This is a genomic window from Pontixanthobacter sp., assembly GCF_049682855.1.
GTDB lineage: Bacteria > Pseudomonadota > Alphaproteobacteria > Sphingomonadales > Sphingomonadaceae > Pontixanthobacter.
In genome coordinates this window covers 377,955-389,175 of record NZ_JBAUIK010000008.1, presented here as the reverse complement: position 1 = coordinate 389,175, position 11,221 = coordinate 377,955, and the positions used below count along the sequence as shown (strand labels likewise).

Genomic DNA, 11,221 nt, shown 5'->3' with positions numbered 1-11,221 from the left:
GCACCCGACAGGATTCGAACCTGTGACCTCTGCCTTCGGAGGGCAGCGCTCTATCCAGCTGAGCTACGGGTGCGGATGCCAAACCGGGGTCAGGCGGTGGCCGCTTAGCAAAGCGGTACGGGTCTTGCCAGTGTTAAACGCGCGGTACGTATATGCTGCACCGCCGTTTCAATCTCTCGCGCATTAGCGATTTGGCAAGTGCTTCGCCTTATGGCCTGAACGCGATGGACCATACATCGCCCCGATTCTCCCAGCCCGCCAATGCGGAGCATATGCATGGCAGCGGCGCGTTGCTGATGCGTCAGTGGGCGGCTTTGCAGGATGCTGGCGGTGCGGTGGCAGCAATGGCCGGGTTGGCACCGGAGCATCTATCGCAGAAAGTGCGCCAATTCCCGGTATTGATCAAAGACACCGACCGATGGCGGCAGGAACTGGCGACAAACCAGGTCGCGGACATGACAGCCATGATGCAGCCTGGCCTTGCTGCCCTGCTCGCGGTCAATGCCCGCGGACAGGATGCGACGGCAGCTGCGCTGACATTGTGGCGCGAATACCACGCCGCGCGCGAGGCGGTTTTGTTGCTGGTACCGGAGACTGGCGCGATGGGGCCGCGCCGCGCGGCCTGACCTGGCGCGGCGAAATGGTCTGCGCGGCCAAACTCCGCTCTTGACCGTGTTCTTTTTATGTTCCAATCCCGGAGGATGTCTGAACCTGCATTCACTCTTCCAACCAGAGACGGTCATATGTCTCTTAACCAGCCTGATGCGAAAAGCGTTGCGCGCGGCATTGCCCGGCTGTTCGGGCGCAATGACATCTGGTGTCTGCCCGAAATGCCTTTGCGTAACGGGCGGCGGGCCGATTTGATGGGTGTCGACGGCAAAGGCCGGATTGTTATTATCGAGATCAAGATCAGCCGCAGCGATCTGCTCGGCGACAATAAATGGCCTGATTACCTTGATTTTTGTGACCGGTTTTACTGGGGCCTGCCAGCCGGTTTGGATCGCGCCCCGCTGGATCAAGAGGCGTTCATGCCGGAACGATGCGGGATAATTGTCGCCGATGGCTATGACGCGGAAATCCTTCGCCCCGCCCGGTCACACACGCTGGCCGCGGCCCGGCGCAAAACAGAAATGGAACGGCTCGCACGCGCCTCTATACGAAGGCAAGTGATAGCCGCTGATCCTGAATGTTCGGCCTGGGCAGTGTGATGCTGCATTGTCAGAACAGAGGTTTTGAATAATGGCCGGAAAAGCCGCTGTCGTTTTGGCGTCCGCTGCGCCATAGGCAAACGCATGATCACTGGCATAGCCTTTTCCGCAATTGCAATGACGCTGATCGTTGGCATCCGCTATCTTCTCACGAGCGGGTTATTCGCATGGGCGACGTCCCATGTCCGGCCCGGCCTTTACGGCAAGCTGGGCGGGCAGATTCGCCGCGAGGTAGCTTGGTCTCTCGTATCAGCAGCCATTTACGGTATTCCTGCAGGCATCGTCGCATGGGGCTGGAACAATCACGAATGGACTTTGATCTACACCGATCTGGCAGCCTATCCGCTGTGGTACCTGCCCATATCGCTGCTGCTGCTGCTATTTGCCCATGATACGTGGTTTTACTGGACGCATCGCTGGATGCATCAGCCGCGCGTGTTCAAAATCGCGCATGCCGTCCACCACGCCAGCAGGCCGCCAACCGCCTGGGCTGCCATGAGTTTCCACCCGATTGAAGCACTGACCGGTGCGGTCGTAATCCCGCTGCTGGTGTTTGTCATCCCGATTCATGTGGCGGTGCTAGGGCTGGTTCTTGCGATCATGACCGTGATGGGCGTGACCAATCATATGGGCTGGGAGATGTTCCCCCGCGCCATTGTTCATTCCCGGTTGGGAAATTGGCTGATAACAGCCAGCCATCATCAGCGGCATCACGAGGCGTATTCATGCAATTACGGGCTATATTTCCGGTTTTGGGACCGAATCTGCAAAACAGATCGCGGATTGTCCGACGCATTTTCGCCGCCGGGTCGCTAGCCGCTGGCGCCGCATTGCTGGCTGGCAACAGCGCAGCGGGCAGCACGGTGACCGTCACAGCCAGCAATCTGCGATCAGCCGAAGGCGTGGTACGCGCCTGCATGACCACCAACCCCGCGCGCTTTCCCAAATGTCGCGGCGATGCGGCAGCGTATTCGGTGGTGGTTCCGGCTGGGAAAACTGTCACCTTCAACTTTACCAATGTGAAGCCTGGCCGGTATGCCATCGCATTGCTGCATGACGAGAATGACAATGGCAAAGCCGACCGCGCATTGATGATGATGCCAACGGAAGGTTACGGGTTTTCACGCGATGCCAAGGTTCGCATGGGTCCGCCCAAATTTGATGCTGCAGCTTTTGAGGTTGGCACCGCCAACCAGTCCCAGACAATAGAGATGCGATACATGTTATGAGATAAGGGCGCGGCGGAGGCAATTTTTTGCGGCGCGCTTTATCGCCAGCCTCCGCGTTCTTAACGCAATGTTTACCACACAGCGGCACAAGGTCCCCTGAAACACCACCAAGGGGGCTTTTAGGGCCATGGATAATTTGCGCGGAAACTTTGATTCAGCCAGCTTTGGCGATGATGAGCGCGATTTTGACTACGGCGATGATGATGCCGGCCACGAGCCGCCACCAGCCGCAATCGGAACCGACGAACGCCGGATGCAGGTGCGCGCCTATAATCACTGGGCAAGCCAGCTCGATGATCGTGCCTTTCCTTCGATAGAAGACCTGGACCCCGACGCCTTGCCCGATTTTGGGCCGTTCAGCGTATTGCTTGATTTCACCGCGGGCATGGACAATCCCGCTATCCAGTTCTTGGGTAGCGAACTGGGCGAGGAATGCGGCGCCCATTCTCAGATTGAAATGCTGGACGATATACCCAGCCGTTCGTTGCTGAGCCGGATCACCGACCATTATATGCAGATTCTCGCGAACCAGGCACCGATCGGCTTTGAAGCCGAGTTCATCAACCAGCGCGATGTAACAATTTTGTATCGCGGGATCTTGCTGCCTTATTCGAGCGATGGGGAGACTATCGATTTCATCTATGGCGTCATCAACTGGAAGGAAATGGCTGACCAGATCACAAGCGATGAATTGCTGCTTGAAATTGACCAGGCGCTGGAAAGCGACGCATCGCAGGAACCGATCCAGGACGCGATGATCGAACCTGTCGGAGAGCCGGTCACGGACTGGGCCGACGGTCCGGCAAGCGAAGGACCGGAACCGTCCGAACCCGTATTCTGTGAACCCGCGTCAGATTATGATCATGCGGGCGACAATTACATCTCCGAATTTGACGGCCTAGACTCAGCGGCACTCGCCGATGATGACAACACGATGGACGATGATCCGGTCGTCTCGCGCATGGCATCGCTTATTCAGCCGCGCAAAAGCACCGTATCGGCCCTGTTTGACACCAAGGACGAGTTTGGCACCGAGGATGCGGACGAGGACGAGGACGAAAACGATCATCCTGATCTTGATTTTTCCACCCTGTCCAGCGGGTTTGCCACTGCAGAATTGGAAGACCGCTTTGAGAAGCCTGAGCCTCAGCGTTCAGCAGATGCCGAACATGGGCCGAGCGCACATATCGCTCAGGGCCCCGGCGATAACGATATTGAAGACACCGCCGATGGCCAGTCCAGCCTGCATGATTGCCTCGCAGACGCGCGCGAATTGGCCCATGCGGCCAGCGCGTCCGAAGACCGTACCCGGGCGACCCTGTATGCGGCGGTTAGCCGGGCATATGATGTGTCACTCGCCGCGCAAAATGCGCCGGAGGATTTTGACGAGCTGATGCGCGATAACGGCCTGACCGTACAGGACCGCGCGCCCATGACTCCCATCGTCAAGCTGGTGTTCGGGTCCGATTACGACAAGACCCGCCTGACTGAATATGCATCGGTGCTTTCCCATGCACAGCGTGCCGGTATCGAACAAGGCGGATTGAAAGACTTCCTGTCCAATGCCGAAGGCGGCCTGAAAGGCGTGGTGTCGGCAGAGCGCCGCATCCGCAAGGAAGAAAGCGGAAAAACGGTCGAGCCGACCGATCGACCCCGCGCCTCAATCGCCAGAAAATTGCGCGCATTGGACGGGCAGCCGCTCGACACGCTTGATCCGCAGGGCGCCGAATTTGGTCTGGTGATGATACGCCGCCTGACCACGGGTGAAATCGTAATTTTGGGCGAAGTGTCCGACGATATCCCGCTCGTCGAAAAAGCTGCGCGTAAACTTATTTAGGGCGCGGCGCCAGGACGCGTCAGCATCAATCAGTCCTTGCATCTGGCGCCCTCCCGCCGCAGATCGTCCCGGCGCATTTTGATGGCGGGACAAACATGACGGCAAAGGGCAAAAAACGCATGATCTGGATCGTCGGGGCGCTCGCACTTGCCGCAGTGCTGGCGCTGCTCGCGCTGCAATATGCCATTGGCCGCAACGGGCCCGCCGTTTTGAGCGCGGTTGACCGGCTAACCGGCGGCACGCGCGGTACCGCATTGGTGAACATCCATCAATTTGGCAGCCACGCAGCGCAGAAGCTGCTCGTCTATGCATCCAGCCGCAGTGATGGCCCGCCCAAACCGGTTATCATCTTCGCGCATGGCGGCAGCTGGCGCAGCGGTGATCCCGAAGATTACGGCTTCATCGCCCGCGCGCTGGTCCCGGAAGGCTTTGTGGTGGTCCTGGCTGGATACAGGCTGGGCGATGACAGTATTTTTCCCGCCATCGTCCAGGACACCGCCAGCGTGACTGCATGGACCGCTGCCAATATTGAACGATATGGCGGCAATCCCGATGCAATATACCTCTCTGGCCATTCGGCTGGGGCCTATAATGTTGTCATGACCGCACTTGACCGCCAATGGCTGGACCGCGCCAGGTTGGGTGACAATGCGGTCAAAGGGGTGATCGGATTGTCGGGCCCGTATGATTTCTTTCCCTTCGACAGCGATTCCACGCAGCGCACATTCGGGAGCACTGCTGATGCTGCAACAGTCACACAGCCGGTTGCCCACGTCCGCAGGGACGCCCCGCCGATGCTGCTGATGACTGGCGAGAAAGACACAACCGTGCGCCCGCGCAATACCCGGATACTGGCGCAGAAACTCGCCGGGGTCGGCGCATCCGTTCAAACACGGTTTTTCCCGGACATGGACCATATCTCCATTCTGACCGCCATCGCCAGCCCGTGGCGCCGGGATCCAGCGATCGTCGCTGCGATCAGCAATTTCGTCCGGCAAACCGAAAACACGCGCGCCGCGCAGATGGCTGCCGAGATTTCAGGGCCCGTTCAGACAGTAGCGCCTTAACTCTTCCCCTATGTCGATCGTGCACTCCCTCCCCTATCAATTCGCGGCCCGTTTGTTTGCTCTGACCGCTGTCTTTGCGATGGCGATCCAGCCTGTGCAGGCGCAATCCATTTTGCGCGACGCAGAAACCGAGGCATTGCTGCGCGATATGGCCGCACCATTGGTGGAGGCGGCCGGGCTGGAGCCGAACAATGTCGATATTGTCCTGATCAACGACCCATCGATCAACGCCTTTGTCGCGGGAGGGCAAGTCGTCTATATCCACAGCGGGCTGATTGATGCGGCCGATACGGCCAATGAAGTGCAGGGCGTAATCGCGCATGAGCTTGGCCATATTACCGGGGGCCATGTCATCCGCATTCAGGACGGGATTGGCCAAGCTGGCAATATCTCAATTCTGTCGATGCTGCTCGGTGCCGCCGCTGTATTGGCCGGGGCAGGCGAGGCGGGTCTTGGCGTCATCGCCGCCGGACAACAGGCCGCTCTGGGGAAGTTTCTGGCTTTCTCGCGCGCGCAGGAATCGAGCGCGGATGCAGCGGGCGCAGAATATCTGTCCAAAGCGGGCATATCAGGACGCGGGTCGCTGGCATTTTTCGGCAAGCTGCAAAATCTGGAATTCCGCTATGCACGCGATCAGTCAGACAGCGCGACTTTCAGCCGCACTCACCCGCTTTCAGGTGACAGGATTGCCATCCTGCGGGAGACATACCGTGTCGATCCTGCCTGGCATGCACCCGAAGATCCGCTGCTGCAACAGCGGTTCGAGCGGGTAAAGGCCAAGCTGTACGGCTATCAATCCGAACCAGCCCGCACATTTCAGCGTTATCCCGAAACACGCATGGATATCCCCGCGCGCTACGCCCGCGCCTATGCCCACCATAAAAGCGCCTTGGTAGATAAGGCGTTATCCGAGGCGGATGCGCTGGTCTTCCAATATCCCGACGACCCCTATTTTCTGGAGCTGAAAGGGCAGGTCCTGCTCGAATCCGGTCGTCCTGAAGACGCGATCGTTCCGCTCCGCAGAGCGACGGAATTGAGCCGCAACGAACCTTTGATCGCGTCAATGTTCGGGCATGCTTTGATCGCGACCGAGGATGAAACCCATTTCGAGGAGGCCGAAGCAGTCCTGCGCAATGCCGTCGGGCGCGACCGGTTCAACCCCTTTGCCTGGTATCAACTGGGCGTGGTCTATGCCGCCACTGGTGATATTCCGCGAGCGCGGCTGGCGAGCGCGGAACAACAGGTGATGAGCCGGCAATATACGCTCGCCATCCGCAGCGCCCAGATCGCCGAAGCCGGATTGCCGACCGGCTCCCCCGACTGGCTGCGCGCGCAGGATATTGGCCTGCAAGCACGGGCGGAGCTTGAGCAGCTTCGCGACAGACGCTAGCAGGTCCTCATGTCATCAGTGTCATTTCGATCGCTTGCGCCGGTGGCGGCGGTTGCCCTTATCTGCGGATTTGGCGGAGCGGCGCTCTGGACATGGAGCGGACTGGGCCACTCCCAGACCAAAGCCTATCTGCTCGATAATCCGGGCATCTTGCCCGACATGGTCGCGAGTTACGAAAAAGAAGAGGCCGGCAAACGTCTGGCCCAAGTGGCTGGAGACGTGACCGAACCGTTTCCGGGTGCCGTGCTGGGCAATCCGGAAGGCACGGTGACGCTGGTGGAGTTCACCGATTATGGCTGCGGCTATTGCCGGAAAAGCGCGGACCATGTGGCGAAGCTGATCAGCAGCAATCCCGATCTGCGCGTAGTGGTCCGCGAATGGCCGATTTTCGAAGGCAGCGATCACGCCGCAAAAATGGCGCTCGCAGCGGCAAAGCAGGGCAAATTTCGTGCCTTTCATGACGCCATGTTCGCTCAAGGCAATCCAACCCGCGCCAATATCTCAGCCGCCGCAAACACAGCAAAAATCGATATGGACCAGGCGCGACGTTTTATCGAGGCGCCGGATGCCGGGTTTGAACTGTCCAAGAATATGGCCTTTGCCCAGCAATTGGGCTTTTCGGGTACGCCAAGCTGGATCATCGGCGGCGCAGTGCTCGAAGGTGCGGTTGGGCAGGCCGCATTGCAGGACGCCATCGACGCCGCGCGCGCACTCTAATGCGGTGGCGGCTTTGGACGGTCTGGCTGGCGCTTATCGGGCCCGCAATACCAGTATCCGCGCACGCCGCCGCGGCGCAGCCTGCTGATAATGCGGCATTTGCGGCAGATTTTGCCAAGCTTCAGCAGCAGGATGCCTATATCCAGCGGATCGGGTGGCGGCTGCTCACAGGAAATGCCGCCTTTTGCGACGAAACCCGCCTGGCCTCTGGAATGCTGGTCCAGGATGCGGGCGCTTATGGCCACCCGGCCGCCATTCGCCAGCTATTGTCACTACGCGGCGATGCCTTTGTTCAGGCCGTGATACCGGGTAGCGGCGCCGATCAGGCGGGGATGGAAGCGGGCGCTGAAGTGCATGCGGTGGATAGGACGCCGCTATCGGGGATCGCGCTGCCGCCTGACACGCCGTGGCAGAGACTGACGACTTTCAACGCTGTTATCGCGCGGTCACTGGCCGATGATGGCACGGCCCGATTTCAGGTAACGCAGCGCGGCGCGCAGCACATGCTGACGGTTGCCGGGACGGCAATTTGCGACAGTTTTTTCGAGGTTATCTCCGGCAGCGATACTGCGAGCGCAAACGGCACGCGCATTGCTATCGGGCGGCAATTTGTCGGCTTTGCCTATGCGCAGGAGGAACTGGCCGCAGCGTTGGCCCACGAACTGGCGCATAATGTACTCGCCCATCCCGATTGGCTGGATAAAAATGGCCGCAAGCGTTCCAATATCCGTCAGACAGAGCGCGAAGCGGACCGGCTGATGCCGTGGCTGCTGCACAATGCAGGCTATGATTCCGCCGCTTCCGTCCGCTTTATGGAACGGTGGGGGCCACAGCATGATGGCGGGTTTTTTCGCCGCCGCACGCATGATGCGTGGGAAAAGCGCCGCGCGATGATCGCTGCCGAATTGCCGCGCATCGCCGCATCGTTGAACCACCAGGGACAGGCCGACTGGCGCGGCAACTTTATTCCCCAATTTACACGGTAAGCGGCGTTATTCGCTGCTTACATACATCGAACTGAGCGGTTTTGCGAAAACGCGGCGGACCATCGGTTCGAAAAATTCCAGAGGCTCGCTGTCATAATCAGGATCAAATGCCGCCTGATCATATTTCTCGCAAAATTCGGCGCAGGCATCGAAATGCGGACTGTCGCGAAACGCCTCTCGCACGTTCCTGTCCATACCGAGAAAATGGAAGAAGTAATGTCCCTGAAACGCGCCGTGATGCTGGCAAATCCAATGCTCTTGCTCGGTCACAAAGGGCTTGAGGATCGCAGCCGCCACATCCGGATGGTTATAGGAACCCAGAGTATCGCCAATATCATGCAATAGCGCCATCACCACATACCGCTCGCCGCGCCCGTCACGGTGGGCGCGGGTTGCGGTTTGCAAAGAATGTTCCATGCGGCAGACAGGAAACCCGCCAAAATCACCCTCCAGCAATTTTAGATGGGCCAGCACCCGGTCGGGCAGATCGGCGGCAAATTCAAAATAATGCTTGCTGATAAGGGCCCAGTCTTCCTGCGTACCCTCTTTCATCTCGCGGAACATCGCATGCTTCGCGTCCGAGCCCATCTGTCCGGTTTTGATATCCATCTCGGCCATCTCCCATGATTGCGTGCGAGTTATCGTGTATATGATACAATAAGTCGTGCAATCGGCAAATCGGCCATGCATTTTTCCGCAAAAATCGGCTAAAGCATCAATATGGCTGTCCTACCCTTTCAACCTACGCCGTTCTTCGCGAATAAGAACCGGGCGTTCTGGACCATGCAGGTGGCCGGTTGGGGCGGTGCGTTTCTGCTGCGCGCGATGGCCGCAATTGCCAACCAGTTTCCCCCTTCGGTCTTGCTGCAATTGCTGATCAGCGCGATCACCGGCTTCTCGATCACGCTGGTACTTTCGGTGATCTATCGCGAACTAATCAACCGCAAGCCGATGGTGACATGGGGTATCACCGCCATCGTGCTGGCTATATCGGTAGGACTGTATACTTTCGTTGATGCCTGGGTGCTGCAACTGACGCGCCCCAATGCAGATACATCCTTCACGCAATTGGTGCTGGGGCTGTTTTATCTGCCTATGACATTGCTCGGCGCCTGGTCGGCGCTGTATTATGCGATCAATTTCTTCCTGCAGGTGGAGGAACAGGCCGACCGGCTGGAACGGCTCGAAATGCAGGCCACCGGGGCGCAGCTCGCCATGCTGCGTTACCAGCTGAACCCGCACTTCCTGTTCAATACGCTGAATTCCATCAGCACTCTGGTTTTGCTACAGCAAACAGAGCCCGCCAATGCGATGCTGACACGGCTATCGTCGTTTCTGCGACATACCCTGCTGACGCAGGCGAGCGGCAAAGTGACGCTCGAACAGGAAGTGGAAACTCTGAAACTCTATCTCGGCATTGAACGGATGCGGTTCGAGGACAGGCTGCGTACGGAATTCCGCATTGAACCCGAAGCAGCAGAGGGATGTCTGCCATCCATGCTGCTGCAGCCGCTGGTTGAAAACGCGATCAAATATGCCGTCTCCCCGCAAGAGGAAGGCGCGCAAATCAGCCTTTCTGCACAAGTGATCGGCCGGCGGCTGCGCATTACCGTATCGGATACCGGGCCGGGTCTGCAACGACAGCAGGGGCAAACCGCTTTGCCCAAAACCATGACGGATAATGACCAGACCGTATCGACAGGCGTTGGCCTGCCCAACATTCGCGACCGGCTGGCACAGGCATATGGTGAAGAGCATCTGTTCGAAATTCGCACCCCCTCTACCGGCGGTTTTACCGTAATCATCGAAATACCTTACGAAACTGCCGAAGAAACCGCGCAGCAAGCAGCCGACCTTGCCGCCGCGCGCGATCCCGCACCAAACCCTCTGCCAGCGGCCCTGCCTCAGGCCTCTGCAGCAACGGCGTCCGCCCCCTTACCAGGACAGATAGGAACCGCATCATGACCATTCGTGCCATCATTGTGGATGATGAAAAGCTCGCCATACAGGGCTTGCAATTGCGCTTGCAGCCATTTGAGGATGTCGAGGTGATCGACACCTGTGCCAATGGCCGTGAAGCGATTCGCAAAATCAAAACCCTGAAACCCGATGTCGTGTTTCTGGATATCCAGATGCCCGGTTTTGACGGGTTCAGCGTGGTCAAGGGCGTGATGGGGATCGAGCCGCCCTTGGTTGTATTTGTCACCGCATATCAAGAACATGCGGTGCGCGCGTTTGAGGCCAATGCGGTCAATTACCTGATGAAGCCGGTGGATGAGGACAAGCTTGCCGATACGATCGAGCGGGTCCGCGTGCGATTGTCGGAAAAGAAATCTTCAGAGGATGCGGAAAAGCTCCTCATCGCCTTGGCCGAAGCCGATCCCGATGCCGCGATGGAATTTGGCGATGATGAAAGCGAAAGCGCGGAGCGGTTTGAAAAGCTGATCAATATCAAGGACCGCGGCCAGATATTCCGTGTTGAGGTCGATTCGATCGAGCATATTGAAGCCGCTGGCGACTATATGTGCATCTATACCGGCGATAATTCGCTGATCCTGCGCGAAACGATGAAGGATCTGGAACGGCGGCTCGACCCGCGCAAATTCCAGCGCGTCCACCGGTCCAAAATCGTCAATCTGGATCAGGTCCGGCAGGTAAAGCCGCACACGAATGGCGAGTGCTTTCTGGTGCTCGATTCGGGCGCTGAAGTGAAAGTCAGCCGATCTTACCGCGACGTCGTTGCGCGTTTTGTGCATTAAGTTGAGCATGCCGGACACATGGGAGAAC

The 11,221-nt window shown here is 58.4% G+C and carries 12 protein-coding genes and 1 tRNA gene; 11 read left to right on the top strand and 2 right to left on the bottom strand.

Annotated elements, in window-relative coordinates:
• Positions 1-73, bottom strand: a tRNA-Arg gene (locus WA922_RS05725).
• A 79-nt stretch (positions 74-152) separates the two neighbouring features.
• Between WA922_RS05725 and WA922_RS05720 the strand changes: the two genes are divergently transcribed.
• The 9 genes from WA922_RS05720 to WA922_RS05680 all read left to right on the top strand — a co-directional run bounded on the left by WA922_RS05720 (position 153) and on the right by WA922_RS05680 (position 8,434).
• Positions 153-626, top strand: coding sequence for a hypothetical protein (locus WA922_RS05720; RefSeq protein WP_424770708.1), 474 nt, complete (start codon positions 153-155; stop codon positions 624-626).
• Between the two features lie 75 nt (positions 627-701).
• Positions 702-1,208: an MmcB family DNA repair protein gene (locus WA922_RS05715; protein ID WP_424770707.1), complete on the top strand. Its 507-nt coding sequence runs from the start codon at positions 702-704 to the stop codon at positions 1,206-1,208.
• An 84-nt stretch (positions 1,209-1,292) separates the two neighbouring features.
• A complete protein-coding gene (locus tag WA922_RS05710; RefSeq protein WP_424770706.1) occupies positions 1,293-2,024 on the top strand; it encodes a sterol desaturase family protein in 732 nt (243 codons plus the stop codon).
• A gap of 14 nt (positions 2,025-2,038) precedes the next feature.
• On the top strand, positions 2,039-2,437 hold the full coding sequence (locus tag WA922_RS05705; protein WP_424770705.1) for a DUF2141 domain-containing protein: 399 nt from the start codon (positions 2,039-2,041) through the stop codon (positions 2,435-2,437).
• A gap of 127 nt (positions 2,438-2,564) precedes the next feature.
• Complete coding sequence (locus tag WA922_RS05700) at positions 2,565-4,274, top strand: PAS domain-containing protein (protein ID WP_424770704.1); 1,710 nt, start codon at positions 2,565-2,567, stop codon at positions 4,272-4,274.
• A 119-nt stretch (positions 4,275-4,393) separates the two neighbouring features.
• On the top strand, positions 4,394-5,341 hold the full coding sequence (locus WA922_RS05695; protein WP_424770703.1) for an alpha/beta hydrolase: 948 nt from the start codon (positions 4,394-4,396) through the stop codon (positions 5,339-5,341).
• 10 nt (positions 5,342-5,351) lie between these two features.
• On the top strand, positions 5,352-6,731 hold the full coding sequence (locus tag WA922_RS05690) for a M48 family metalloprotease (protein ID WP_424770702.1): 1,380 nt from the start codon (positions 5,352-5,354) through the stop codon (positions 6,729-6,731).
• 9 nt (positions 6,732-6,740) lie between these two features.
• Entirely contained in the window at positions 6,741-7,448 is a 708-nt protein-coding gene (locus WA922_RS05685; RefSeq protein WP_424770701.1) for a DsbA family protein, read from the top strand.
• Positions 7,448-8,434 (top strand): hypothetical protein, encoded by a 987-nt coding sequence (locus WA922_RS05680; protein WP_424770700.1) that lies wholly within the window; start codon positions 7,448-7,450, stop codon positions 8,432-8,434. Before WA922_RS05685 ends, WA922_RS05680 begins: the two co-directional genes overlap by 1 nt.
• Before the next feature lie 6 nt (positions 8,435-8,440).
• Here the strand turns inward: WA922_RS05680 and WA922_RS05675 are convergent, their stop codons facing one another.
• Positions 8,441-9,043, bottom strand: coding sequence for an HD domain-containing protein (locus tag WA922_RS05675; RefSeq protein WP_424770699.1), 603 nt, complete (start codon positions 9,041-9,043; stop codon positions 8,441-8,443).
• Between the two features lie 111 nt (positions 9,044-9,154).
• On the opposite strand from WA922_RS05675, the gene WA922_RS05670 reads away from it, so the two are divergent.
• Positions 9,155-10,399, top strand: coding sequence for a sensor histidine kinase (locus WA922_RS05670; RefSeq protein WP_424770698.1), 1,245 nt, complete (start codon positions 9,155-9,157; stop codon positions 10,397-10,399).
• Positions 10,396-11,193 (top strand): LytR/AlgR family response regulator transcription factor, encoded by a 798-nt coding sequence (locus WA922_RS05665; protein ID WP_424770697.1) that lies wholly within the window; start codon positions 10,396-10,398, stop codon positions 11,191-11,193. The genes WA922_RS05670 and WA922_RS05665 overlap by 4 nt, the downstream gene beginning before the upstream one ends.
• The last annotated feature ends 28 nt before the right edge of the window (positions 11,194-11,221 follow it).

Coding starts and splice junctions, on each gene's coding strand:
- WA922_RS05720 (WP_424770708.1), top strand. CDS start 153: ATGCTGCACCGCCGTTTCAATCTCTCGCGCATTAGCGATTTGGCAAGT.
- WA922_RS05715 (WP_424770707.1), top strand. CDS start 702: ATGTCTGAACCTGCATTCACTCTTCCAACCAGAGACGGTCATATGTCT.
- WA922_RS05710 (WP_424770706.1), top strand. CDS start 1,293: ATGATCACTGGCATAGCCTTTTCCGCAATTGCAATGACGCTGATCGTT.
- WA922_RS05700 (WP_424770704.1), top strand. CDS start 2,565: ATGGATAATTTGCGCGGAAACTTTGATTCAGCCAGCTTTGGCGATGAT.
- WA922_RS05695 (WP_424770703.1), top strand. CDS start 4,394: ATGATCTGGATCGTCGGGGCGCTCGCACTTGCCGCAGTGCTGGCGCTG.
- WA922_RS05690 (WP_424770702.1), top strand. CDS start 5,352: ATGTCGATCGTGCACTCCCTCCCCTATCAATTCGCGGCCCGTTTGTTT.
- WA922_RS05685 (WP_424770701.1), top strand. CDS start 6,741: ATGTCATCAGTGTCATTTCGATCGCTTGCGCCGGTGGCGGCGGTTGCC.
- WA922_RS05680 (WP_424770700.1), top strand. CDS start 7,448: ATGCGGTGGCGGCTTTGGACGGTCTGGCTGGCGCTTATCGGGCCCGCA.
- WA922_RS05675 (WP_424770699.1), bottom strand. CDS start 9,043: ATGGATATCAAAACCGGACAGATGGGCTCGGACGCGAAGCATGCGATG.
- WA922_RS05670 (WP_424770698.1), top strand. CDS start 9,155: ATGGCTGTCCTACCCTTTCAACCTACGCCGTTCTTCGCGAATAAGAAC.
- WA922_RS05665 (WP_424770697.1), top strand. CDS start 10,396: ATGACCATTCGTGCCATCATTGTGGATGATGAAAAGCTCGCCATACAG.